Source organism: Rhodococcus sp. P1Y, assembly GCF_003641205.1.
Classification (GTDB): domain Bacteria; phylum Actinomycetota; class Actinomycetes; order Mycobacteriales; family Mycobacteriaceae; genus Rhodococcoides.
Genome location: NZ_CP032762.1, coordinates 4,432,141 through 4,456,261 on the forward strand (window position 1 = coordinate 4,432,141; position 24,121 = coordinate 4,456,261).

Sequence of the window (24,121 nt, forward strand, 5' to 3'; positions counted from 1 at the left end):
CCTGTGGAGATTCCGGCGTCACATGTCGGAACGTCACGGAGAGGCTAACCCGCCCCACGCCAGGGTCGACCGACTTCGCTGGATCTCACCCGCGGGGCATGACTTATAGTCGGTCGGTCAGGCCGACGATGCCCTGGCAAAGGGGAGGTTCCAATGTCAGATCCCGACCGAATTCATGCGTTCACGAGCGATGCGCTGGGCGAACTCGATGCGACAGGGGTCGCAGAGGCGATCAGGTCCGGTGACATCAGCGCGGTCGACGCCGTCGAGGCCGCTGTTGCACGCGCCGACGCGGTGAACGTTCATCTCAATGCCGTCCAGACACCGGATTTCGATCGTGCGCTGGAACGTGCCCGACGCCCTGCCGCAGGTCCGTTCTCGGGTGTACCGACGTTCGTCAAGGACAACACCGACGTCGCTGGACTGCCGACCAACCATGGTTCACTCGCCATCGATTCCCGACCTGCTACACGCAACGCGGGATTCACCGATCAGCTCCTCTCGTCGGGTCTGATCAGTCTGGGCAAGTCGACATTGCCCGAGTTCGGCTTCAACGCAAGCACCGAATTCGAGACTTTGCCGCCGACCCGCAATCCGTGGAACACCGAGTTCTCCAGCGGCGCCTCATCGGGCGGATCCGCAGCACTCGTGGCAGCTGGGGTTGTTCCCATCGCCCATGCGAACGACGGCGGCGGTTCCATTCGTATACCGGCAGCGGCATGCGGTCTTGTCGGGCTCAAACTCACCCGCGGCCGCGAGATTGCCGACGCCCATGCCTCCGGCATGCCCGTGAATATCGTGTCCAACGGTGTCCTCACCCGCTCGGTGCGCGACACAGCTGCATTCGTCGCACAGGTCGAGCGATACCGCACCGCACCGAAGCTGCGCCCGGTCGGGCTGGTGGAAGGGCCGTCGTCCCGACGATTGCGTATCGGGGTGATCACACAATCATTGCCCGGGATCGAAGTGGACGAGCCCACCAGGGTCGCCGTCGCGGATGCGTCCGCGAGGTTGAGCGAGCTCGGCCACGATGTCAGCGAACTGGATTTGCCGTTGCCCGAGAAGGATCTTCGCGAATTCCAGAAGGACTTCGAGCACTACTGGGGATTGATGGCGTTCGCTGTTCAGAAGTTCGGCAGGAAAGTGATGGACCCGACGTTCGAGTCCCGTAGGACGGACGCGTTGACACAGGGCCTCTCGCGGATGTTCGTGCGAAATTTCTGGCGAACGCCGCAAGTGGTTCGGCGGTTGCGCAAGTCCGAGGCCAGGTATCACCAGGCCTTCGCCGATATCGACGTCATGGTCTCGCCCGTGCTCGCACACGCGACCCCTCGGCTGGGACATCTGTCCCCCGCCAACGGATTCGATGTGCTGTTCCCCCGGCTGCTCGCCTATGTCGCGTTCACTCCCCTCAACAACGCGTCCGGGGGCCCCGCAATCTCACTCCCCCTCTCGCACACCGCGGATGGACTTCCTGTCGGTGTTCAATTCTCCGCCGATCACGGCCACGAGTCGACGCTGCTGGAGTTGGCCTTCGAACTCGAAGCGGCCCACCCCTTTCGCCGGATCACATCGTCGACCTAGCCTCTGTCGATCAGAGGGGCCACCTCGGTGCCGAGCAACTCGATGCCTCGAAGTAGGTCGTTGTGAGCCAGACGAGGATTCGTCATTTGCAGGGACAACCTGTCTACACCGCCCAGCTGTTCGCTCACTCTGAGAATCTTGTCGGCCACGGTCTTCGGGTCCCCCATGAAGAAGGCCCCGTTCGGTCCCGAGGTTGCATCGAACTGCGCTCGGGTCGGCTGAGCGAATCCGCGCTCACGAGAGACCTTGGTGAACATCTCGTGCCATCCGGGGTAGATGGTGTCCGCTGCCACCTGGGTCGACTCGGCGACGAAACCGAACACGTGTAGTCCAACCTTCAGCTTCTCCGGCGCATGCCCCGCCTGAGCTCCCGCGCGGCGGTAGAGGTCGACCAGCGGAGCGAACTGACGAGGTTCACCGCCGATGATCGCGATCATCAAAGGTAGCCCCAACAGGCCTGCGCGAGCGAAGGATTCGGGTGACCCACCGACGCCTACCCAGATCGGCAGGGGATCTTGAACCGGTCGTGGGTAGACGCTCTGTCGATCGAGCGCAGGTCGATGCTTACCGGACCAGGTGACCTCGACGTTGTCGCGGATCTGCAGCAGGAGATCGAGCTTCTCGATGAAGAGCGAGTCGTAGTCTTGCAGGTCGAGGCCGAACAACGGGAACGACTCGGTGAAGGAACCACGGCCTACCACGAGGTCGATTCGCCCCTTGGAAATCAGATCGAGAGTGGCGAACTCCTGAAACACCCGCACCGGATCGTCTGCACTGAGAACTTTCACGGCACTGCCGAGTCGAATCCGCTCCGTCCGTGCGGCCGCGGCGGCAAGAATGATCGACGGTGCCGAGTCGTAGTACTCGCTGCGGTGATGCTCACCGATGCCGAACGAGTACAGCCCGACCTGATCGGCCAGCGAAATCTCCTCCAGCAGGTGCCCCATCCTCTCTGCCGGACCGATGACGCGTTCGTCGGTCGGGTCTGTCACGGAGGAGACGAAGCTGTCTACGCCCAAGTGCATGATCGGCCTCTCGATTCGTTGTCGGACTGGACCGCCCAACTTCATTGTAGATTCAACCAATCAAGTCGAAGTTCATTCCACAACGCCGGTAGGTGGCCCGAAGACGATATTCGTCCTCCGACTCCCCTGATGTCGTCGCGGCTGGCGGCCAATTCCGGGTACCGCTACCCGGGTTGCGAGTTACCGCCAGCCGCGACGAGCACGCACGCGGGTCTTGCGGACTATCGACCCGACACCACCGATCTGCGTGCGAAGGCGCGGGAGTAGTTCGGTGGATACCGCAGAGATTCACCGAGATGCAGTGCAGCGCGGTGCGCCCAGTTGGGGTCACGCAGAAGCTCGCGCGCCAGGAACACCGCATCGGCTTCACCGGACCCCACGATCGCCTCCGCCTGGTCAGTTTCGGTGATCAGCCCGACGGCAGCAGTCGGCAGACCAGTACGTCGTCTGATCTCTGCGGCGAAACGAGTTTGGTAACCCGGCCCAACCGGGATGCGGGCATCCGGAACCATCCCACCGGTGGACACGTCGAACAGATCGACTCCGTGGCCCGACAGTGTGTCGGCGAGCGCAACACTGTCCTCGAGAGTCCACCCGGGCCGGGGGTCGTCGGTGTCTCCGCTGAGCCAGTCGGTGGCAGAAACACGGAAGAACAGCGGACGATCGTCGGGCCATTCGGCGCGCACAGCGTCGACGACGTCGACGGCAAAGCGCATCCTGTTCTCCAGCGATCCGCCGTACTGGTCCGTGCGTCGATTGGCGGCCGGGGACAGGAACTGGTGGATCAGATATCCGTGCGCTCCGTGCAATTCGAGTACGTCGAATCCTGCATCGCGCGCATGGCGGGCGCTGGAACCGAACGCCGCCACCATGTCGGCGATCTGTTCCGTGGTCAGTTCCGATGGAGTCGGCATCTCACCGAACGCGACAGGACTCGGAGCGAGAGTCCCCCACTGCTGTTCGATATGCGAACCGTCACCCCATGGCCGTCCCGTCGAGCCCTTTCTGCCTGCATGAACCAATTGAATGCCTGCCGCCGTTCCCTGACTGTGCAGGAAATCGATGACTCGGCGATGCGAACGGGCCTGAATACTGTTCCACAATCCGAGATCGAACTCGCTGCTCCGGCCATCCGGCGTGACCGAGGTTGCCTCGACCATCGCCAGCCCCACTCCCCCGATCGCACGTGCCGCGAAGTGCTGAAAGTGCCAATCCGTGGCCGAGCCCGTTGCGGGCCCGGACGGCTCGGCCGCGAACTGCATCATCGGCGACATCCACACCCGGTTCTCGATCGTCAACCCGCGCAGCGTGATCGGTTCGAACAGCGCGCTCATGACAGAGCCGCCGACGTGACACGCACCCCGAGGAAGCTGCGGCCGTTGCGCTCGATGGTCGCGCGGTCGAGACCGGAGTGGTCCACGAAATCGGCGATGTCGAACTCAGCCATGTCGAACGGATAGTCGGTACCGCACACTATCCGATCTTCGCCGGCATGGGCGCGTAGCAGATCCAGTGCCACCTGGTCGTGCGTCACGGTGTCGAAAAACGGGATACGGAACAGCTCGCGCGGGTTCGCTCTACTGCCGGCCCGGACGTCGGGCCGGGCCTCCCAGGCGTGCTGCCAGCGGCCCAGAAGGCTCGGAGCGCAACCACCGCCGTGCACGAAACACAGACGCAAGTCCGGCAGTTCTTCGATGACGCCGCCCAGGATGCTCGACGCCACGGCCGTCGCAGTTTCCACCGGGTTTCCGACGAGGTTCGCCAGGTAGTACTTCGACCACTCCGGCCGCGGAAGCTGCATCGGGTGCACCAGCACCGCCATCCGGTGCGCCGCTGCCGACCGCAGCACCTCTCGAAGTACACCGGAATCGAATGACGCTCCACGCAGCACAGGCGGGATCGCGATGCCCGAGAGAATGTTCTGGGCCGCCAAAGCCTGAATCTGGCGCTCGGCGGCGTCGGCGTCGTCAAGCCGAATGGATCCAAGGCCCGCAATGCGCCCGGCCGAGTCCGACACAACCTTCGCGAGGGCGTCGTTGTAGGAATCGGTGTAGTCACCGGCAGGTTTGTCGGCATCGACCGCGAAGGCGAAGGGAGGCGTGGACAGCGCCCGCACAGCAATTCCGAAGGCGTCCATGTCTGCCAGGATCGCATCGACGTCACTCATCGATTCGGTTCTGATGGACAGCGGGACGTCGCCGAGGAACAGTTCACCGTCGCGGTCGTGCATGGCTCCGAACGGTGAATTCGGTGGAAGACCGAACAGGTCGGTCGGCAACCAGTGGGCGTGGACATCGACCAGATCTGCGCTCACGACGCCACCGCCAACGGCGCGTTGTCGGAGTCGAGATGTTCCACCGTGGTGAAGACGAGTTCACCGTCGCCGACGTTCTCGATATCGTGAAGTAGGTATTCACCTGCGGCGAAATGAAAGTGGCGTGTTTCGCCCGCCGAGTAGGAGACGTCGCGCGTTGTTCCGTCGAATGTGTGCTGCCTGCTCGTGCCGGCGTTCACGGCGGTCCAGAAGTAGTCGAGCACGTGCCTGTGGGCGTGCCACCGCTCGCCCGGTGCCAGCCGGATCTCCCATACACGTACTCGATCGTTCTCGCTGAGCAGCTTCGATCCCACCTCGCCGTCGAAGGCATGGGCGTCGAACTCTGCGCGCAGCTCATCGCTCCACCCGTCGAAATTTTCGCCGACGAGCGTGCCAGCCAACGGAAGATCACTGAGAAAGCTGTTGGAGGTCATGATGATTTCCCTTCCTGTGGTTTCTAGCGACCGGGGCCGTACAGGCCAAATCGGAGATCCTTGTCCCCTGGGGTCCAGGTGTTGGTGAACTGCGAGCGTTCACCCATTGCCTTGACTCGAGCGAGCAAGTTGCTACTCAGCTCGAGCTGTCCGGGTTCCCATTTCTGTAGTGCTTCGGCGACGTTGCCTGCTGCCGCGGTCAACGCATCGCTCAGTGCCCACGCGTCGGCTGCGGCCTTGGCTGTTCCTGCCGCGGCGTGCGGCCTCGCGCCGCATGCGGCGTCACCGATGAGTGCGACTCGGCCGCTCGCCATCTTCGATGCCCTCGAGTCCCAGACGACCTGGATGAACGGTGCTTCGGTCGAGGTGACAACTTCGGCTGCGGCAGGAGCGAGCATCCGAGCAGCGGCGTCGCGCATTTCGTCGATGTAGCGATCTTGTACCTGGTTCGGATGCACCGATACTTTGCCCAGGAAGCCTCGCTTGTCGGTGAGCATTTCGTCGAGATCGGGGCCCTCTGCGACATTCCGGTACCAGACGTAGTTCATCAACCTGTCCCCTACGGCGGTCCCGCGCGCGCTCGGGATCGGATACATCGTGATCTGCGAATGCGGAACGATGTTGTAGGTGATCGAGTTGTGCAGCAGCTCAGCAGTTTCGGGTGTCAGCAATGCCTCGTCGACGGTGCCGCGCCACCCGATGTAACCCGAATAGCTCAGTTGCACATCAGGATCGATTCGTGCTCGGTTCGCCGAGGTCACACCGTCCGCGATCACGACGAGATCCGCCTTTTCGCGCCGGCCGCTCACGAATCGGAGGGTTACGGAGTCCTCGTCCTGGTCGAACCCGCAAGCGAATTCGCCGAGGTGGTAGTGCTCGCGTCCGAAGTCGGCAAGCAATGCGCGGTAGAAGGTACCCCAGGAAGTGTGTGACCACGAGCGGGCGTCGCGGTCGAGCACCTGGTTGCCGTCGTCGATGTACTGGACCCAGTCGGTGGTGGTGCTGACATCTTCGGGCCGCTGCGAACTGCGCTCACGGAACCAGCGCAGAGTGTCGGGCTGGAGAACGATTCCGCCACCGCGTCCGTCGAGGTCCGATGGTGTGCGTTCGTACACGTCGACCTCGAATCCGAGATCCTTCAGAAGCAACGCGGCAGTGAGTCCGCCGATCGATCCTCCGATGACGACTGCTCTCGATCCTTTATAGACGCTCATGCCGGCGTTCCTTTCACTGTCGTAGTGGGTGCCGGCGCGGTGGAGTCGGCGTGATGCTGGTGGTGTGGGTCGGTGGGTAGGGCGGCGTCACGGGTTTCGGGTGCGAAGTACAACCCGACGAGGGCGATGATTCCCGTGGAGGCGAGGACTGCGGTCGCGACACCCAGGTTGCCTCCGAACCACGAGGTAGCGATGACTCCTGCAACCAATGGACCTGCTGCAGTGATGTATCGGCCGATGCTGTTGGCGAGTGCGATGCCGCTGGCTCGCATGCTCGGTGAGAACATTTCGGGTCCGTAGACGAAGTTGCCGGACAGCGCGCCGAAGAGTCCGAATCCGACGATCGGGATGACGATCAAATAGGTGGTGTAGGAATGTTCGAACGGGAAAAGGTACGCGATGCTCAGGCCCGACACCACGAAACTGACCAGAAATGCCTTGCGGCGGCCGATCGCATCGGCGAGGAAGCCCCACGTTGCGTATCCGAGGATGCCGCCGGCGTTGAACAGCATCGACGAGATCGCTACACGGTGGTTGGCGATGTCGGTCGACAACGACTCGGCCGAGGACATGTTGCGAATGATCTGCGGGTACCAGGTCGACACGCTCCAGAAAGCCAGTAGAGATCCTGTTGCCAGTGCGGTGCAGATCAGCGTCGCGCGTAGGTTGGGCGGCGCGAGCAATCGACGCAATACGAACTGGTCCTCCGGACGTTGAATTCCTCTGCTCTTGCGGGCTTTTCGCGTCGAGATGACATTCTTGATCTCTTCGGGTTCCGGGACGTAACGGCGGAGGAACCAGACGAGGAATGCGGGAACGACGGCGAGGACGAGCATGAACCGCCAACCTTGGCTGCTGAGCATGCTGTAGGCGAGTGCCGCGATGAAGAATCCGCCTGCGTAGCCCGACATCATCACCCCGCAGGCGCGAGCGCGGTACTTGTTCTTCCAGACCTCGGCGACCAATGCCGCTCCTACCGGTGCTTCGACGCCGGATCCGAGACCGGCGATGAAGCGCAGGATGCCGAGTTGCCACCATGTGTCGGCGAAGGCGGCGAGCGCGGTGAACAACGCGTAGGTCAAGATGCCGATCGAGAGAACCCGAACTCGTCCGAAGTAGTCGGCGAGAACTCCGAACAGGATTCCGCCGGTCGCCCAGCCTGCGAGGAACAGTGCCACTGTCATCCCGCCGTATAGACCGATGTGCGCGGAATCCACATCGATGCCCGAGTTCGGGAGCAGTTCGGTCATTGCGGGTCCGAGCACAAGTGCGTAGAGGCTTCCGGCGAAGCCGTCGAGCGCCCAACCCATGGTGGTCCCGAACAGGACCAACCATTGCACTCTGGTTATCTCTTGGCGCCAGCCAGGTCCGGCCGGCGTTTCGGTCTTCGATGTCATGAAAGTGTCCAATCGTGGAAGGGGTCGAGACGACCTCGTGTCAGTTGAGGCGGCCAGGGGTGTCGGATCCGTACCAGTCGACGTCGTCGTCTGCGATGCGCACCACGACGGTCTTGATCCACGTGAAGTCGTCGAACGATTCTGTGCCTGCATCTTTTCCGGTGCCGGATTCCTTCACTCCTCCCCAAGGCAGTGACGGTTCGAGGCGGTGGTGGTCGTTGACCCAGACCATCCCGGACTCGATGGCGTCGGCGACGCGGTGTGCCCGCGCGATGTCGCGGGTCCATACTCCCGCGCCGAGCCCGAACCGGTTGTCGTTCGCCATCTCGATGGCTTCTTCCTCGGTATCGAAGGGCACGACGACGGCGACCGGACCGAAGATCTCCTCTTGCGCTACTCGCATGGAATTGGTGGCGTCGGCGAGAACAGTCGGGCGGACGTAGAAGCCGTCGCGCAGCTCTTCCGGCAGCTCCGGGATGACCCCTCCCGCCACAACTCGCGCGCCTTCCTCTCGCCCGATCTCGATGTACTCCAGGACCTTCCGTCGTTGGCGGTCGCTGATCATCGGGCCCATCTGAGTAGACGGCTCGGCCGGGTCACCGAGACGGATCGACTCGGTCCGCGCGACAAGCGCGGCGACGAAGTCGTCGTACGAACCCCGCTGGACCAGGAATCGTGCTCCCGCCACGCACGATTGGCCGGAGGCGACGAAGGCTGCGAAAGCGGCCCCTTCGGCAGCCGCAGTCGGGTCGTAATCGTCGAAGACGATGACGGGGGTCTTGCCGCCCAGTTCCGCAGTGATCCGCGCGAATCGGGCTGCCGTTGCTCCGGCGGCGGAGCGTCCTGCTTCGGTCCCGCCGGTCAAGGTGATCTTTGCAATGTCCTCGTGCTCGGTCAGTCGGACACCGGCGGCTCTGCCTCCGGTAACCACGTTGACCACACCGTGAGGGATGCCGGCGTCGGTGACGATTTGTGCAATGGCAAGCGTGGTCAGCGGCGTCAGTTCGGATGGCTTGATGACGACCGTATTTCCGGTCGCGAGTGCTGCCGAGAGGCTTCTGGCAAGAATGAGGGCGGGGTGGTTGAAGGGGGTGATGATGCCGCACACACCGAGCGGGGATCTCCTCTGGTACGTCAGGTACGGGCCGTCGCTGGGCAGTACGGCGTCGCGTCCCGCTGCGAGCAGTCCGGCGTTGTAGCGGAACCATTCCGGCACGCGAGACAACTGCGCCCGGGTCTCGGTGATCGGCCGACCGTTGTTCTGAGTCTCGAGTGTATAGAGAGTGTCGCTTGCAGCTTCGAGGGCATCTGCGGCACGCAGAAGAACCTTTGCACGGTCGGTGCGGCTCATTCGCGGCCACGGCCCTGCTTCGAAAGCGGCCCGGGCAACACTGACCGCACGGTCGACGTCGACAGCGTCACCGTCGGGCACGGTTGCTATCGGTGATCCGGTCGCGGGATTGACGATCGTCAGTTCCAGACCGCTGTCGGCTTGGACGTCTTTCCCGTCGATGTACATCGAGTGTGTTGTCATTGGTTGCTCGTTTCGTGTGCTCGGTCGGTGATTGACTCAATTCTGCGATCCAAGTCACACAAAGAACATGTGTGTGCAAACATAAAAGCAGCAATCATGTGTTTCCATCTACATACCCGAAGAGGCAAGCTGATGCGCAACACGTCGAACGTCTCCTCTGGGCCGGTCACACCGACTACGCACGTCCTCCCCGAGGTGCATCGGTGGCTCGACAGCGTCCGAGTCATCACCAAAACCGTGGCCACAGGACAGCCGCTGCCCGAGGTACTGGACCTTATTGCGCTGACCGCAGCGTCGCTGATGGGGTACGAGTTCTGCGGAGTGCTCATTCCCGACCCCGAGCGGCGGACCCTGACGATCGAGGGATCCAGCGGACTCTCAGCGGACTACCTCGCCCAGGTCAATGCTGATCGTCCGGTACGCCTCGATCAGCCGACGACCATGGAAGCACCGTCGAGCACGGCCTTTCGCACCGGATCTCCGAGGGCCATCGCGGACATCGAACGAGAGCCGCAGTTCGCACCGTGGGGAGGCGTCGCCAAGGAGCAGGGCTACCGCTCGATGATCTCGGTTCCGCTGATGCAGTCTCCCGATCTCGCCATCGGAACGCTCAATTGCTACCGCAGATCGACGCACAACTTCGGTGAGCAAGAGATCGCCTTGTTGACGGTCCTCGCCGACCATGCGGCGATCGCTCTGACCACCGCGCGTCTGCGATCCGAGGAGGCAAGGCGGATGGACGAGCTGCTGGTCCTCAACAACGAACTCCACCAGCAGCGGGACCTGTTGCAGAAGTCGGAGGACATCCACCGCAAGCTCACCGAGATCGCGCTGCGCGGTGGAGGGGTCGCCGGCATAGCGACCGCTCTGTCGATCTTGATTTCACGGGCCATCCTGATCGAGGACACACAGAGCGGAGTTCTCGGCCAGTCGAGCAGAACCGTCGCATTTCCCGACGACAGAACCGAGTTGCACGCCGACGGCGAATTTCGCTGCCACCCGGTCCTCCTCGCCGGTTCGGAGGTTGCTCGGATATGGATTGCGCCCGGAAGCTCCGCGCTGTCGTCGATCGACGAACGCGCCGTCGAACACGCGGCGCTGGTCACCTCGCTGGAGGTTCTTCGTAGTCGCACGGCAGACGAAGTGCAGTGGCGACTGCACGGCGACCTCGTGAGTGACCTGCTCGGCGGCGAACCGGGCGCCTTGGACACCGTCGTGGAGCGCGCCGCACGCCTCGGTCACGACCTGTCCCTGGGCCATTCCATCGTGGTTGTGGCGCTGAGCGGAGTACAAACCGGGCAGGTCGACAACTGCCTGCAGCAGGCGGTCCGGCGTGTTCACCTGTGGGCCGAGACGGCCACGCCGAGGCCGCTGTCCGCGATTCACCACGACCGCATCGTTGTGTTGATACCTGATGTCGGGCAGTCGAGAACGGCTCGGGACAGCGCAGCCGACAGGATTCGGTCTCTCACGGGTTCACACACACCGCATGCCGTGGCGACCGCAGTCACAGTTGGACCCTGCACACAGGTCGGCGAATACACCCGGGCTCATCGCTCCGCAGTCGGGGCCCTTGGCATGCTGGCACTGACAGGCAAGCGGGACACGACCGTGTCGCTCGACGACCTCGGCTTGGTGGGGCTGCTACTGCAGCTCGACGACACATCGCAACTATTGTCGTTCGCCGATCGGACTCTCGGCCCCGTTCGATCCCACGACATCGCCCGCGGCACCGACCTCATGAAAACTCTGCGGGCGTACGTCGCCAGCGGGCTCGCCAGCGGTGATACTGCGCGTGCTCTCCACGTCCACGCCAACACGGTCGGCCAACGACTTCGACGAATACAGACGTTGACCGGCAAAGATCTGGCTCGTCCAGACCACGCCATGGAAGTGGCGGTTGCACTGACCGTTGGAGATGTCGGTGAGGCTTCCTCGCTCGTCTAACCGGGCACCGCTATCGAAAACGCCTCGACAATGCGATCGTTGAGGCCATGGACGAGCGACAACTCGAATACTTCGTGCAGGTGGCCGAAGAGCTGAACTTCACCCGTGCTGCGGCGACCCTCTCGGTCGTTCAGTCGACGGTGTCGGCGAGTGTCCGCGCCTTGGAGAAAGACCTGAAAACGCAGCTCGTCGACCGAACGGGCAAGCAGGTGCGGTTGACCGAGGCCGGGCGGGCATTTCTGCCCGAAGCGAAGGCGGCGCTCGTCATTCTCGATCGAGCCCGGTCGATCGTCGGCGACACCGACAGTGGTCTACGGGGCACCGTACGAGTCGGCACTCTCAGCGGTATGACCGCGCTGAATACACCCGGGCTCGCTCGCGAATTCTCGCATCTCTATCCGAAGGTCAATTTCTACCTCGAGACTTCGCCGAGCGGATCGTCGGGACTTCTGGACAAGGTGCGAGACGGGACTCTGGACGTGGCGTTCGTCAGCGTCGTCCGGCCCTCCGACGCAGCGGGAATCGAGTCGCGGCCGCTCCGTACCCTGCCACTGCGCGTGTTGCTGCCGCCTGGGCATTCATTGAGTGATCGCACCTCGATTCGTCTGGCCGACATCGCAGCCGATCGCTTCGTGGACATGCCGCGAGGATTCGGGATCCGCACGCTCATCGACGACGAATTTCGACGAGTCGGCCATGTTCGCACCATCGCTGTGCAGGTCGCAGATCTGACTACGATTCCGGATTTCGTTGCAGCCGGACTCGGTACTGCGATCGTGCCCGACCTGACTCGATCTGCCGAACTCCGATTGTCGTCGATCGTCCTCGACGGATCCGATTTGCTCTGGACCCTCTCGGCCGTATGGCGCGCCCGTACCCCACCGTCCAGAGCAGCCGAGGCAGTTCTTTCTCTCGCGCAGGAGTTCCTGTCCGAGCAGTGGGTCTACTAGAACTCCGATCCCTTTCCACGTGGTGGCCCGCGGGGCGGTACCGGATAGCCGGTAGTCGTCGAGTACCGGAAGCATCGATGACAGTCGTGCCGCCGACACGCGAAACTTGTTTTCTCCACTGGTTTGGAAGGACAGGTCTCATGGCCGACACGGCTCGCACGGTAGCGCACCCTCCTCAGCCCGATACGCCCAAGTCTCGGTCGCCTGCATTGGTGTTCGTCGGGATCGCGTACACGTTCGTCGTGGTCATGATGGGCACCACGATGCCCGCGCCCGAATACGCTCTGTACGAGGCCAAGTTCGCGTTCTCGGTCTTCGTTGTGACCATCATCTTCGCGATGTATGCCGTTGGCGTTCTCGGCGCCCTGTTGGCATTCGGCCGGTGGTCCGACACACTGGGGCGCCGACCGCTGCTGCTGGCGGGAATTGCCGCCGGAATCGCCAGCGGCGTGGTCTTCGTGTTCGCAGACTCCCTGACGGCCCTACTGATCGGCCGTGTGCTGTCCGGAATTTCGGCCGGAATCTTCGTGGGAACCGCGACGGTCACCCTGATCGAACTGGCGCCGGCAAAATGGCAGGGTCGCGCACCATCAGTTGCCACCGCTGCCAATATCGGAGGTTTGGGACTAGGTCCGTTGCTGGCAGGAATCCTGGTCCAGTACTTGCCTGACCCGCTTCAGCTGATCTACATCGTGCATGTAGTTCTGCTCCTCGGCGCAGGATTGGTGGTCGTATTCGCCCCTGAAACGGTGGCGGTCAGCCCCGGCGCCCGCCCGTCGTTGAAGTGGTTGAGCGTACCGCCGCCGGTCCGCGGCGACTTCGTACGCGCATCGGTTGCCGGGTTCGCGGGATTCACGGTCATGGGTTTGTTCAGCGCAATTTCGCCAGGTTTCGTATCCGGTGTTCTCGACATCGGCAATCACGCGGTGACCGGCGCCGTCGTTTTCGTGGTGTTCGCGTCCTCCGCAGTCGCCCAAATTGCATTGGGTGGTCAGAAGTACCTCACGGCGCAACGCGCTGGATGCGTCGTACTTGCTGTGGGCGTTGCGGTACTCGCCCTGTCCTTGTTGGCGAGTTCCTTACCGATTCTCATCCTTGCAGCGATCGTGTGCGGTACCGGCCAAGGGATCATCTTCAGAAACGGAATGGCAAGTATCACCCGTGAGCTGCCGCAGCACGGCAGAGCCGATGTGACATCTGCTTTCTTCGTCGTTGTGTACGTTGCCATTTCGCTACCGGTGATCGGAGCAGGAGCCGTGGCAGCCCAGTGGGGTTTGATCACCGCGGGGGTGGTCTTCTCCTGCCTCGTCGGCATCTTGGCTGCCGCTGCGTTCGTGTTGCTCACTGTCGAATCACGCCGTCTGCAGCGAATCGACCAGACCGAGGAGTCCTGACATGGTTGTTCCGAAATCTTCTCCCTCAGCCGACGAAATCCGCGGAAGAGGGGCACCCGGTGTGGCACCGCAAGGGTGCGGCCCGGGCCACGGCGGGACCCCGAAACAAAAGGACGACCATCACCCGTCCGCCGGTTGGGGCGCCGCCAAGAGCGTCGGCAAGGTCCTCTTCTCCAGCGGCGAAGTGCTGGCCGGGACCACAGCGATGCTGAAAATGAACCACGAGAACGGTGGTTTCGACTGCCCGGGCTGTGCTTGGCCCGATGACCGCAATGGACTTCATCTGGATCTGTGTGAGAACGGAATCAAGCACACCACCTGGGAGATGACCAAGGACCGCGTCGATCGTGAGTTCTTTTCGCGCCACACCGTGACCGAACTGTCCGGGTGGAGCGACTACGCACTCGAGAAGCAGGGTCGTCTGACCGAGCCGATGGCCTACGACAGCGCACAGGACAAGTACGTTCCCATCTCTTGGCCGGACGCATTCGCGCTCGTAGGGAACGCACTGCGCGCGTTGCCCGATCCGAACGCTGCTTCGTTCTACACCTCGGGGCGACTCAGTAACGAAGCGACATTCCTCTACCAACTGTGGGCACGAGAATTCGGCACCAACAACCTCCCCGACTGCTCCAACATGTGCCACGAAGCGAGCGGCCGCGCGCTGCAGGCCGCAATCGGAACCGGCAAGGGCACAGCCGACATCGACGATTGGGACGCGGCCGAACTCATCGTCGTCATGGGCGTCAACGCCGCCTCGAATGCCCCGCGCATGCTCACCGCGCTCGGTGACGCCTACCGCCGCGGCGCCCAGATCGTCCACGTCAATCCGCTTAAAGAAGCGGCGTCGCGGCGAACGATCGTCCCCCACGAATTCGCGGCAATGGCGACCTTTCACCCCACTCGGACAGGCACACTCGACATTCAGCCGCGAATCGGCGGTGACCTCGCGCTCCTACGCGGCGTCGCGAAAACCTTGTTCGAACTGTACGAGACCGATCCCACCGTGATCGACATGTCCTTCGTATCCGGCTTCACCGAAGGTTTCGAGGACTACCGCTCGCTGTGCCTGGCAGAGAAATGGTCGGACATCGTCCATCAGTCCGGTGTCGCCGAAGCCGACATCCGGCACTTCGCCGACCTGTACAGGCAGTCGTCCCGCACCATCATCAGCTGGTGCCTGGGATTGACCCAACAAGAACACGCCGTCGACACCGTCCGCGAGATCGTCAATGTTCTTCTGCTGAAGGCGAATATCGGACGACCAGGAACCGGACCGTCACCGGTTCGTGGCCACAGCAACGTTCAGGGCAACCGGTCATGCGGAATCGACCATCGGCCGACCACTGCGTTTCTCGACGCCCTCGCCGCGGCCTGCGATATCGAGCCGCCCCGCGCCCACGGCCTCGACACCGTCGGCACCATCGAGGCAATGCACCAGGGCACCGTGAAAGTGTTCGTCGGAATGGGCGGCAACTTCGCCATGGCAACACCCGACCCGGAGTACACCTTCGACGCACTCCGACGATGCGAACTCACCGTCCAGGTGAGTACTAAACTCAACCGCAGCCACCTCGTGCACGGTAAGAATGCACTCATTCTTCCGTGCATCGGACGGACCGAGCGCGACGAACAACGAAGTGGCCCACAAAGCATCAGCGTCGAGGACGCCATGAGCCGCGTTCATCTCTCCCGCGGATCACGCAAACCCCCGTCGCCGCAGGTACTCTCCGAGCCCGCCATCATCGCGGGCCTCGCGCACGGCACTCTGCCCGCCAGCACTACCGACTGGCAGGCCTACGTCGACGACTACGACCGCATCCGAGACACCATGGCTCGGGTGATTCCTGGCTTTGCCGACTTCAACCTTCGTGTGCGCGAACGCAACGGATTCCGCATTGCCCAGGCGGCGAGGCTCCGCAACTTCGACACTCCCTCGTGCAGAGCAGAATTCTCCTCGGCGGCCCTCGGTGACGTACTCCCGCCGACCGGGTACATGATGCTCGGGACCATGCGCTCGCACGATCAATGGAACACCACCATCTACTCCGACAACGACCGTTACCGCGGCGTGAAGAATCTGCGCACCCTGGTGTTCATGAACCGCGCAGACATCGACCGACTCGGACTGCGTGAATTCGGGGCCGTCGACATCACCAGCTACGCCAAGGACGGGAGCACTCGAACGGTGTACGGCTACACCGCAGTGGCATACGACATTCCAGCCGGAAACGCAGCAGGCTACATGCCGGAATTGAACGTCTTGTGCCCCATCGGCGACTACAGCGAACAGAGCGGTCAACCTCTGATGAAACACCTGACGGTCAAGATCGTTCCTGCCTCATCGGCGAGCATGGTCTGACGCAACAAGTCGGTCGATCCACCCGATCACCTCGGGGTAAGCAGCGGCGTTCGCGGCGGGGTGGTCGAATGCGGGAACGAGTTCGGTTCCGAAGTCGAACTCCCGGACGGTGATATCCGCGGCGCCGCTCGCGCGCCATCGGTCCGCCAGGAGGCGGCTCTGCTCGATTCCGACGGAGCGATCGTTGACGCCCTGCACGATCATCACGGGCAGGGTGGGCGCGGTCAACCCGATGGTGTTCGCCGCCGTGAGCGGACCCAGCACGGGCCCCGTCATGAGTGCAGCCAGGGACGAGCCGTCCGCGGTCAGCTCCGTGGACTGCAGTGATCCGTATGCGAGCGCATCGGTGGTGCAGAAGTCCAGTGCCGCATCGAGGGCCGCACGTCCGCGATGATTGAAGAGATCGCGGATTTCGCCTGCCCGCTCTGGGTGCGCGCCGAGAAGGCCGTTGATCGTGTACAGCATTGTCGCTGCCCACGCGGTTCCGTCCTGGCCTTCGACGCGCAGCACGGGATCGGTCGGTGCAGCACCGACGTATGCGCCGATCACGGTCACGTCAGGCGCATAGGTGGAGGCGAGCTCGGCGGCGGCGGCCGACGCGACGCCGCCCGCCGAGTATCCGTACACCACCACGGGCGCGTCGGTCTCGCGTGCAGCCGCTCGCGCGGCGTCCAGTACAGCTCGGGCCCCGGCGACCCGGCCTAGGAACTCGTACTCGCCGGGGGTTCCGAGCCCTTGGTAGTCCGTCGTGACGACCTGGTATCCCTGCGCCAACAGCGGAAGCAGCGCCGGCATCGTCGTTGTCAGCCCCAGCTCGGACGAGCCCGAGCAGCGGTCGGCTATCCCGTAACTGCCCGGCGCGTAGGCGATCACAGGCCGCGGGCCCGGGCCGTCCCATGCGCGGCTCGGGGTAATCAGAAGCCCCGACACAGCCACCGCACGATCACGGGGATCAGCCGACCGGTACAGAATCCGCTCGGTACGCGAGCCCAGAACGTCGAGCTGCGGCACGGGTTCTCGGCGGACAATGGACCCAGGCGCGTACGTCTCGAGGTCGACGACGGGAGTGCCGTAGAAGTCGGCACCAGCGGGCGCGGCCGAGGCGGGTGTGGCGGACAGAACGAGGCTAGCAAGGACCGCGAAGGTGACGGAAAGAAGTCTCATCTCGCGAGCAAGTATGCCCGGCTCTGACCGATTCCACATTCTACGTGCGCACCAAGGATGAAACCCGCACTGTTGACACAGCGCCAAAAACTCGGCGATACTTTATTGACGCTCCGCCAACAAGGCGAGCGTGTCGATGACGATGCCGGCCCGGCGTCACCCAAGGAGGTCGCGATGTCACAGAGTTTGTGCGCTCATTTCCAACGGCGAGTGGACGAACTCGGCGGCGAGATAGCGCTCCGTACCGCTGACGGTAGCGTCGAGCTCACCTGGTCCGAATACGGTGCACGCGTTCGCACTATCGCAGCGGGCTTGTCTGCAGCCGGTGTCGGTCCCGGAGACGCTGTCGGGCTGATGCTCACGAACCGGCCCGAGTTCCATCTCCTCGACGCTGCCGCCATGCATCTCGGGGCCGTGACATTCTCGGTCTACAACACCAGCACGACAGCGCAAATCGCATACTTGTTCACCAACGCCGAGCCGACAGTGGTGATTACCGAGTCCCAGTTTCTCGGCCGAGTTCGAGAGGCGGCACTCGGTCTCGGCGTGAAGCAATTGGTGTGCATCGACGCAGAAGCGGAGAACGTACTCACCCTCAGCGGTCTCGAATCCGGCGGCTCACCTGATTTCGACTTCGATGCGGCATGGAAGGCCGTAGGCCGCGCCGACGTCCTGACGTTGATCTACACCAGCGGCACCACGGGCAACCCAAAAGGGGTCGAACTGACACACGGCAATGTGCTCTACCAGCTCGAAGTGATCACCGATGTGGTCGACGGGCTTCCTGGTGGCCGAGTGATCTCGTACCTGCCTGACGCTCACCTCATAAACCGGTGGATCGGACAGTACGCACCGATGTACTTCGGTATCACCGTCACCGACGTCGACAACCCCAAGAGGCTCATCGACGTGCTCGGACAGGTCCAGCCGACCTTTTTCGTTGCCGTTCCCATGCTCTGGTACAAGATCAAAGGAACCGTCGAGACCAGGATCGCCGGTGGCACCGGAATCAAGGGCGCACTAGCGCGATGGGCGCTCGCCGCAGGTACGAAAAAGGCCGCCGCCACGGTCGCCGGTGATGACCTCACCATGTTCGCGACCGCTGCAGCAGCCATCGCCGACACCGTGGTTCTGTCGAAGATTCGCGCCGAACTGGGCCTGGACAAGCTCGCCTCGGCCGTCTCCGGTGCCGCTCCGATCGACATCGGGACTGTTGAATTCATGTTGGCACTGGGGGTCCCGGTCATGGAGGCCTGGGGGATGTCCGAGACGTCCGCGGTCACGACCGTCAACCCAGCAACCGTTCCCCGGTACGGCACTGTCGGCAAAGCCTTGCCAGGTACCGAAGTCGCACTGGCGGACGACGGAGAGGTGCTGGTACGCGGAGGGGGCGTGATGCGCGGCTATCACCGCGATCCCACGCGTACGGCGGAGACACTCGACGACCAGGGTTGGGTCCACACAGGCGATATCGGAATTCTCGACGCACAGGGTTACCTGTCGATTGTGGACCGGAAGAAAGAAATCATCATCAACTCGGGCGGAAAGAACATGTCGCCCAGCAATATCGAAGGTGCACTCAAGTCGGCCAGTCCCTTGATCGGGTCGGTGGCCGCGATCGGAAACAACCGTCCCCACATCGCTGCTCTGATCACCCTCGATCCTGATGCCGCAACAGCCTTCGCCCAACGGGCCGGCATATCGGACCCCTCCCCCGGCACCCTCGCAACGCACCCCGCTGTCAGGTCCGCGCTGACCGATGCTGTCGCTGCCGCCAACAAACGGTTGTCGCGCGTCGAACACATCCGCACCTGGGAGCTATTGCCGACTTTCTGGCTTCCAGGCGGAGATGAGCTCACCCCGACGATGAAGCTCAAACGGGTGCCGATCGCCGAGAAGTACGCACAGCAAATCGACGCCCTCTACCGCACCTGAACAGTAAGGACCGAAATCGATGACGGACGACCTCGACACCGAGCTGCGCGATCTGACCGCACTTGCACGCACGTTTTTCACGACCGAAGTGGCACCTCGCTACGAGGAGTTCGCCGCGGCCGGCGAACCAGATCGCGCACTCTATCGCCGGGCAGGTGAACTGGGGCTGCTCGGTATGTCGATACCCGAACAGTACGGCGGTGGCGGAGCCACTTTCGCCCACGAAGCTGTCCTCTTTCACGAACAAGCCCGCGCGGCAGATCTGTCCATGCAACTCGGTGTGCACTCGGGAATCGTTCCGCACTACCTACTCTCCTACGCCACCGAGGAACAAAAGAGGCGTTGGCTTCCGAAATTGGTTGCCGGCGAGTGGATCGGCGCAATAGCAATGACCGAACCCGGAACGGGATCGGACCTACAGGCGATCACTACCCGCGCCACCCGCGACGGCGACGAATACGTCATCTCAGGTTCCAAGACGTTCATCTCCAACGGCGCAACCTGCGACCTGATCATCATCGCCGCTACCACCGACCCTGCATTGCGCAGCGCAGGCGTCTCGTTGTTCGTCGCCGAGGTCGGTGACGATACCCCAGGCTTCGAACGTGGCCGTAAGTTGAAGAAGATCGGCCAGAAGGGCCAGGACACCACCGAATTGTTCTTCGACGAATTGCGGGTGCCCGCCGAGAATCTGCTGGGCGATCCAGGTCGAGGATTTGCGCAACTGATGCAACAGCTCCCGCAGGAACGACTGATCGTCGGAGTGGCGGCACTCGGCGTGGCCGAGGCCGCATACGAGATCACGCTGGCGTACGTACGACAGCGGGAGGCTTTCGGCAAACCGCTGTTCTCCCTTCAGAACACCCGGTTCGAGCTGGCCGCCATCGCCACCGTCGTCGAGGTGATGCGCGCGTTCGTCCACAGCGCCGTCGACCGCCATGTGCGCGGCGAACTCGACGTCAAAGGCGCTGCGATGATCAAACTTTGGTGCTCGGAGCAACAGACCGAGATCGTCGACCGATGCCTCCAGTTGCACGGCGGATACGGCTACATGGAGGAGTACCCGATCGCGAGAATGTTCGTCGACGGCAGAATTTCCCGAATCTACGCGGGCGCCAACGAAGTCATGAAAGACCTCATCGCCAGGCACCTCTGACCCCATTGCCTAGCCGGAACCATCGGAGAACCCTCTTGCCCGACGACATCATCCTCGGTGTCGTCTCTTAATCGTCGCTATCGATCTGTTCGACTCAACGAAGCATTCGCACGAGTTCAGGCTACCGATGACGGACTGGAAGCGTATGGCGCCCAAGCAGGTTCACGCAGTGCAGGGCAATGCTCCGGCGTCGGATTGTGTGCGATGTCGATCATTCGGTCGAGCGCGTCACGTGCGGCGGTCATCTCGGTGATCGCCGCCGTGATGCGAGCCCGTTCGGTGGTCATGAGTTCGAACACCTCGGGTGACCCGTAACCCGCATCTATGGACGGCAGCAGTTGCAGAATCGTTCGACTCGGCAGACCGGCCGTGAAGAGCAACTGAAGAAGCTTCACACGCTCCACCGCCGAGGCGTCGTAGACACGTTGGCCGCTGGGCGTGCGCTCGGACTCGAGCAGCCCCTGCTCTTCGTAGTATCGCAGCGCCCTCGTGCTGACTCCCGCCTTGTACGCGACTTCGCCTATCCGCATCAACACGACTCCTCGCCTGTAACGTCGACCACTCGACTTGCCCTTGACGTTAACGTCAAGTCTTACCGTTGTCGACACGGGCCGGATGAGGTCCGAACGATGAGAGAACGACAACGAAAGCAAGGTCTCATGGACATCTCAACCCAGGTCCCCCTCGTCACCGGAGCGAACCGCGGAATCGGTCGTCAATTCGTCCTCGAGCTGCTCGAACGTGGGGTCAGCAAGGTGTACGCGACGGCTCGACGAACCGAGACACTCGACTTCGACGACGCACGCGTGGTCCCTCTGCGGCTCGACTTGCTCGACAGCGATTCGATTGAAGCTGCCGCGGCGTCCGCGGGGGACGTAACCCTGCTGGTGAACAACGCCGGTATCGCGACCGGGGCTCCACTGGTCACCGGCGATCTGGTCGAGGCCAGACGCGAAATGGACACCCATTTCTGGGGGACGCTCGGCGTGATTCGCGAGTTCGCGCCCGTCTTGGCTGCTCACGACGGCGGCGCGATCGTGAACATCCTGTCGGCCCTCTCGTGGTTTTCGACGCCGACCAGTGCCGCATACTCAGCCGCGAAAGCTGCCGAATGGAACATGACCAACGGGGTTCGTCTGGAACTTGCTGCCCAGGGCACTGTGGTGCAAGGCGTTCTGCTCGGTGCCGCCGATACGGACATCGCTGCCGATTACGACGGACCCAAGATCGATCCGCGTCAGGTCCCCCGGTTGTCTCTCGACGGCCTCGCCGCCGGATCGATCGAGGTGATCGTCGACGAGTGGACCGCGATGGTCAAAGCGTCACTCGCCGGTGATCCTGCCGCGTTCTACGCAAAGGTCGCCGAACTACTCGGCGCACACTGATCCAGCTCGCGCCGGGCCGCCGAGCACCTGCGGAACGTGGCGACCTCGCAGTCCGCGGGGATCCGCGGGATTCGAGCATCTCTACGTTTGTGCGGCTGCTCGGCGCGCTGCTTCACTCGCGATCGAGCCTCACTGAACGTAGGTCTCCACGTGGGCACCGGTGACCACGCCGACATTCGGCACGATTGCACCCCACCCCGAACTGCATGTACCCGACGCCTGACCTGTCGGTCCGAACGAGCTCGTCGACGCGCTGTAGGGCCCGACCGCGTAGAACGGGAAGGCATTGGGGATGCCGTGAAGACCCCAGCACTCGATGCTGAGGTAGTACTCCCTTCTGGGCGGAGCGCCGGTGTCGTGGCAGGTCACCGACGCGCTGAAAGAATCGTGCGCGACGGTGCAGTCCTGAGGGCCTGCGGAGGCAACGCCGGAACTGACGATCGACGCGACGGCCAAACCGGATATGACTGCGCTAACTCGTACTGCTGCACTAAGTTTGCTTCCCATAGACATACATTCGCTGGCGCACAGTAGGACGTTACGTCCGGCGTGGGGCTGACCGCCGACGATTCACCAGACGCAACCGTCTTCCAGGACTATTCGCTTCTCCGACGTATGACGCCATCCCACAACACCGAAAGCCTATTCTGCGCATCATGTTTCAGTGTGGTTAGTGCGCCTTACAGTTCGACGACGAGATCAACCGTGACGATCGAAACCGCACGCTGGGTCTCCACTGGTATCACAAGAATCGCCGCACCAATCGTCCCCGGGTTCGACGGCGATTACGGCCGAGCCGTCGAACTCGGCGTCGACTCACCCGGAGTTGACGGACGGACCACCGATCATCGGATGCGAGGATATGGGCTGACCGGTTCGAGTGAACGAATCGGCAACGAAGAACGGAAGGTACGCGGTGACTGCATTCGCGTCCCGCGCGCTGCGAGCGCGTGAGTCGTTTTGGTTTCTGCCGGCAATTCTCGGGGTCGCCGCGATCACGACCGCACAAGCTTTGATCACCCTCGACCGATACCTCGACGGCCGAGACTTCGGAGCATGGGGAGTACTGCTCTACCGGGTAGGAGCCAGCGGCAGCCGAGACATTCTCGGAGCAATCGGTGGTTCCATGCTGGCGGTAGCTGCAACTTCGTTCTCGATCACCATCTCGGTTCTGGCCACCGCGAGCTCTTCCTACGGACCACGACTGGTTCGCAATTTCATGTCCGATCGGGGCAATCAATTCGTACTGGGAATCTTCGGTTCGACGTTCCTGTACGCCCTGATGGTTCTGAGGTCGATTCGCTCGGAAGCGACCGACGGCGCGTCGTTCGTACCCGATATCGCGGTCAACGTCGCCGTTCTCCTGGCGGTCGTCGACGTCGCTGTGCTCGTGTACTTCATCCATCACATCGCGAATTCGATCCAGGTCTCGACACTTTCCGCCCGAGTCCGCACCGAACTGGTCGCAGTTGTGGACGAGCTGTATCCACTGTCGGTGCCCGACAGCAACACCCCGAAGGTCGATCTGGTCGGCGGCGTTTCGATACCAGCGACAACCTCCGGCTTCGTTGTCGCCGTGGACGAGGCCGCCGTCCTGAAGGCCGCGTGCGCCGCCGACGGGGTCGTCGAACTCGCGGTCGGGCCCGGAGACCACCTGATCGCAGGTGAGCCAGTCGCTTGGGCGACAGGCTCGACGGACAACGAATCTCATAGCGAACTTGTCAACGCAGTCCGCTCGGCGCTCACGCTCGGCGATACCCGAACTCCCACTCAGGACATCGATTTCGCGGTGCAGCAATTGACCGAGATGGCGGTGCGTGCTTTATCACCGAGCACCAACGATCCTTACACCGCACGCAATGCCCTCGCCGAACTCGCGGTCGGCCTGGTCCCGCTGTGCGAGCGACCGACACCGCAGCTCGGACGACTCGACACCGACGGACGATACCGAATGACAGTTGTCAGACCGGCAGCGGCCGATCTGATCGACAAGGTCTTCGACGCGATGCGCCAATACTCCCTCGCCAACCCACTTGCGGTGATCGCGACAGCCGAACTCGGACGTCGTATCGGTACGGCCACCATTCATCCGGAGGTCAGCGCGGCGCTACTTCGACAACTCGCAGCACTCCGCCGCGCATACATCACGAGCGGAGCCGATCCGGTGGACATCGACACCTGTCTGGCCCGAATCGATGCCGCCTGCGCAGCGATCGCCGTCAGCGCATAGAACTTTCGGTTCTCAGCAGTCGCGACCGAAACCGGACATCGAACCTCTCTGACGTACCGGTCGAAGTGTCAAAGCGTCGATAGCTTTGACTGCGCC

The 24,121-nt window shown here is 62.8% G+C and carries 19 protein-coding genes; 9 read left to right on the forward strand and 10 right to left on the reverse strand.

Annotated elements, in window-relative coordinates:
- Window positions 1-153: 153 nt before the first annotated feature.
- Window positions 154-1,584 carry an amidase gene (locus tag D8W71_RS20440; RefSeq protein WP_121116050.1) on the forward strand — a complete coding sequence of 477 codons (1,431 nt, stop codon included), beginning with the start codon at window positions 154-156 and terminating at the stop codon, window positions 1,582-1,584.
- Here D8W71_RS20440 and D8W71_RS20445 read toward each other — a convergent pair.
- From D8W71_RS20445 to D8W71_RS20475, 7 genes are all read right to left on the reverse strand, one after another.
- Window positions 1,581-2,609, reverse strand: coding sequence for an LLM class flavin-dependent oxidoreductase (locus tag D8W71_RS20445; RefSeq protein ID WP_121119662.1), 1,029 nt, complete (start codon window positions 2,607-2,609; stop codon window positions 1,581-1,583). The two genes, D8W71_RS20440 and D8W71_RS20445, sit on opposite strands and share 4 nt — an antisense overlap.
- A 221-nt stretch (window positions 2,610-2,830) precedes the next feature.
- Window positions 2,831-3,943 (reverse strand): NADH:flavin oxidoreductase/NADH oxidase, encoded by a 1,113-nt coding sequence (locus D8W71_RS20450; RefSeq protein WP_121116052.1) that lies wholly within the window; start codon window positions 3,941-3,943, stop codon window positions 2,831-2,833.
- Window positions 3,940-4,923 carry an amidohydrolase family protein gene (locus D8W71_RS20455; RefSeq protein ID WP_121116054.1) on the reverse strand — a complete coding sequence of 328 codons (984 nt, stop codon included), beginning with the start codon at window positions 4,921-4,923 and terminating at the stop codon, window positions 3,940-3,942. The genes D8W71_RS20450 and D8W71_RS20455 overlap by 4 nt, the downstream gene beginning before the upstream one ends.
- Window positions 4,920-5,357 (reverse strand): hypothetical protein, encoded by a 438-nt coding sequence (locus D8W71_RS20460; protein ID WP_121116056.1) that lies wholly within the window; start codon window positions 5,355-5,357, stop codon window positions 4,920-4,922. Before D8W71_RS20460 ends, D8W71_RS20455 begins: the two co-directional genes overlap by 4 nt.
- Window positions 5,358-5,380: 23 nt before the next feature.
- Window positions 5,381-6,571, reverse strand: a complete 1,191-nt coding sequence (locus D8W71_RS20465; RefSeq protein ID WP_121116058.1) for an FAD binding domain-containing protein — start codon at window positions 6,569-6,571, stop codon at window positions 5,381-5,383.
- Entirely contained in the window at window positions 6,568-7,968 is a 1,401-nt protein-coding gene (locus D8W71_RS20470; RefSeq protein WP_201265148.1) for an MFS transporter, read from the reverse strand. Before D8W71_RS20470 ends, D8W71_RS20465 begins: the two co-directional genes overlap by 4 nt.
- A gap of 40 nt (window positions 7,969-8,008) precedes the next feature.
- Window positions 8,009-9,487, reverse strand: a complete 1,479-nt coding sequence (locus tag D8W71_RS20475; protein ID WP_121116060.1) for an aldehyde dehydrogenase — start codon at window positions 9,485-9,487, stop codon at window positions 8,009-8,011.
- A gap of 147 nt (window positions 9,488-9,634) precedes the next feature.
- Between D8W71_RS20475 and D8W71_RS20480 the strand changes: the two genes are divergently transcribed.
- From D8W71_RS20480 to D8W71_RS20495, 4 genes are all read left to right on the forward strand, one after another.
- A complete protein-coding gene (locus D8W71_RS20480) occupies window positions 9,635-11,449 on the forward strand; it encodes a helix-turn-helix domain-containing protein (RefSeq protein ID WP_161965474.1) in 1,815 nt (604 codons plus the stop codon).
- Window positions 11,450-11,496: 47 nt separating this feature from the next.
- Window positions 11,497-12,399, forward strand: coding sequence for a LysR family transcriptional regulator (locus D8W71_RS20485; RefSeq protein WP_121116064.1), 903 nt, complete (start codon window positions 11,497-11,499; stop codon window positions 12,397-12,399).
- A gap of 140 nt (window positions 12,400-12,539) precedes the next feature.
- On the forward strand, window positions 12,540-13,793 hold the full coding sequence (locus tag D8W71_RS20490) for an MFS transporter (RefSeq protein ID WP_121116066.1): 1,254 nt from the start codon (window positions 12,540-12,542) through the stop codon (window positions 13,791-13,793).
- Between the two features lies 1 nt (window position 13,794).
- Entirely contained in the window at window positions 13,795-16,155 is a 2,361-nt protein-coding gene (locus D8W71_RS20495; protein ID WP_121116068.1) for an FdhF/YdeP family oxidoreductase, read from the forward strand.
- Here the strand turns inward: D8W71_RS20495 and D8W71_RS20500 are convergent.
- The gene (locus D8W71_RS20500) at window positions 16,135-17,319 is read right to left on the reverse strand and encodes a lipase family protein (RefSeq protein WP_161965475.1); all 1,185 of its coding nucleotides are present in this window, start codon (window positions 17,317-17,319) and stop codon (window positions 16,135-16,137) included. The two genes, D8W71_RS20495 and D8W71_RS20500, sit on opposite strands and share 21 nt — an antisense overlap.
- Before the next feature lie 174 nt (window positions 17,320-17,493).
- On the opposite strand from D8W71_RS20500, the gene D8W71_RS20505 reads away from it, so the two are divergent.
- A complete protein-coding gene (locus D8W71_RS20505) occupies window positions 17,494-19,254 on the forward strand; it encodes an AMP-dependent synthetase/ligase (protein ID WP_121119666.1) in 1,761 nt (586 codons plus the stop codon).
- A 19-nt stretch (window positions 19,255-19,273) separates the two neighbouring features.
- Entirely contained in the window at window positions 19,274-20,410 is a 1,137-nt protein-coding gene (locus D8W71_RS20510; protein WP_121116072.1) for an acyl-CoA dehydrogenase family protein, read from the forward strand.
- A gap of 116 nt (window positions 20,411-20,526) precedes the next feature.
- Here the strand turns inward: D8W71_RS20510 and D8W71_RS20515 are convergent, their stop codons facing one another.
- Window positions 20,527-20,940, reverse strand: a complete 414-nt coding sequence (locus D8W71_RS20515; RefSeq protein ID WP_121116074.1) for a MerR family transcriptional regulator — start codon at window positions 20,938-20,940, stop codon at window positions 20,527-20,529.
- A 129-nt stretch (window positions 20,941-21,069) separates the two neighbouring features.
- Here D8W71_RS20515 and D8W71_RS20520 point away from each other — a divergent pair, with 129 nt between their 5' ends.
- Complete coding sequence (locus D8W71_RS20520) at window positions 21,070-21,795, forward strand: SDR family oxidoreductase (protein ID WP_121116076.1); 726 nt, start codon at window positions 21,070-21,072, stop codon at window positions 21,793-21,795.
- Window positions 21,796-21,924: 129 nt separating this feature from the next.
- Here D8W71_RS20520 and D8W71_RS20525 read toward each other — a convergent pair whose 3' ends face one another.
- Window positions 21,925-22,302 (reverse strand): hypothetical protein, encoded by a 378-nt coding sequence (locus tag D8W71_RS20525; RefSeq protein WP_236077527.1) that lies wholly within the window; start codon window positions 22,300-22,302, stop codon window positions 21,925-21,927.
- Between the two features lie 409 nt (window positions 22,303-22,711).
- Between D8W71_RS20525 and D8W71_RS20535 the strand changes: the two genes are divergently transcribed.
- A complete protein-coding gene (locus D8W71_RS20535) occupies window positions 22,712-24,025 on the forward strand; it encodes a DUF2254 domain-containing protein (protein ID WP_236077528.1) in 1,314 nt (437 codons plus the stop codon).
- The last annotated feature ends 96 nt before the right edge of the window (window positions 24,026-24,121 follow it).

What these genes read in the sequence shown, in the direction of transcription:
- D8W71_RS20440 (WP_121116050.1), top strand. Translation starts at nt 154, where the DNA reads ATGTCAGATCCCGACCGAATTCATGCGTTCACGAGCGATGCGCTGGGC.
- D8W71_RS20445 (WP_121119662.1), bottom strand. Translation starts at nt 2,609, where the DNA reads ATGCACTTGGGCGTAGACAGCTTCGTCTCCTCCGTGACAGACCCGACC.
- D8W71_RS20450 (WP_121116052.1), bottom strand. Translation starts at nt 3,943, where the DNA reads ATGAGCGCGCTGTTCGAACCGATCACGCTGCGCGGGTTGACGATCGAG.
- D8W71_RS20460 (WP_121116056.1), bottom strand. Translation starts at nt 5,357, where the DNA reads ATGACCTCCAACAGCTTTCTCAGTGATCTTCCGTTGGCTGGCACGCTC.
- D8W71_RS20465 (WP_121116058.1), bottom strand. Translation starts at nt 6,571, where the DNA reads ATGAGCGTCTATAAAGGATCGAGAGCAGTCGTCATCGGAGGATCGATC.
- D8W71_RS20470 (WP_201265148.1), bottom strand. Translation starts at nt 7,968, where the DNA reads ATGACATCGAAGACCGAAACGCCGGCCGGACCTGGCTGGCGCCAAGAG.
- D8W71_RS20475 (WP_121116060.1), bottom strand. Translation starts at nt 9,487, where the DNA reads ATGTACATCGACGGGAAAGACGTCCAAGCCGACAGCGGTCTGGAACTG.
- D8W71_RS20480 (WP_161965474.1), top strand. Translation starts at nt 9,635, where the DNA reads ATGCGCAACACGTCGAACGTCTCCTCTGGGCCGGTCACACCGACTACG.
- D8W71_RS20485 (WP_121116064.1), top strand. Translation starts at nt 11,497, where the DNA reads ATGGACGAGCGACAACTCGAATACTTCGTGCAGGTGGCCGAAGAGCTG.
- D8W71_RS20490 (WP_121116066.1), top strand. Translation starts at nt 12,540, where the DNA reads ATGGCCGACACGGCTCGCACGGTAGCGCACCCTCCTCAGCCCGATACG.
- D8W71_RS20495 (WP_121116068.1), top strand. Translation starts at nt 13,795, where the DNA reads ATGGTTGTTCCGAAATCTTCTCCCTCAGCCGACGAAATCCGCGGAAGA.
- D8W71_RS20500 (WP_161965475.1), bottom strand. Translation starts at nt 17,319, where the DNA reads ATGAGACTTCTTTCCGTCACCTTCGCGGTCCTTGCTAGCCTCGTTCTG.
- D8W71_RS20505 (WP_121119666.1), top strand. Translation starts at nt 17,494, where the DNA reads ATGTCACAGAGTTTGTGCGCTCATTTCCAACGGCGAGTGGACGAACTC.
- D8W71_RS20510 (WP_121116072.1), top strand. Translation starts at nt 19,274, where the DNA reads ATGACGGACGACCTCGACACCGAGCTGCGCGATCTGACCGCACTTGCA.
- D8W71_RS20515 (WP_121116074.1), bottom strand. Translation starts at nt 20,940, where the DNA reads ATGCGGATAGGCGAAGTCGCGTACAAGGCGGGAGTCAGCACGAGGGCG.
- D8W71_RS20520 (WP_121116076.1), top strand. Translation starts at nt 21,070, where the DNA reads ATGGACATCTCAACCCAGGTCCCCCTCGTCACCGGAGCGAACCGCGGA.
- D8W71_RS20525 (WP_236077527.1), bottom strand. Translation starts at nt 22,302, where the DNA reads ATGGGAAGCAAACTTAGTGCAGCAGTACGAGTTAGCGCAGTCATATCC.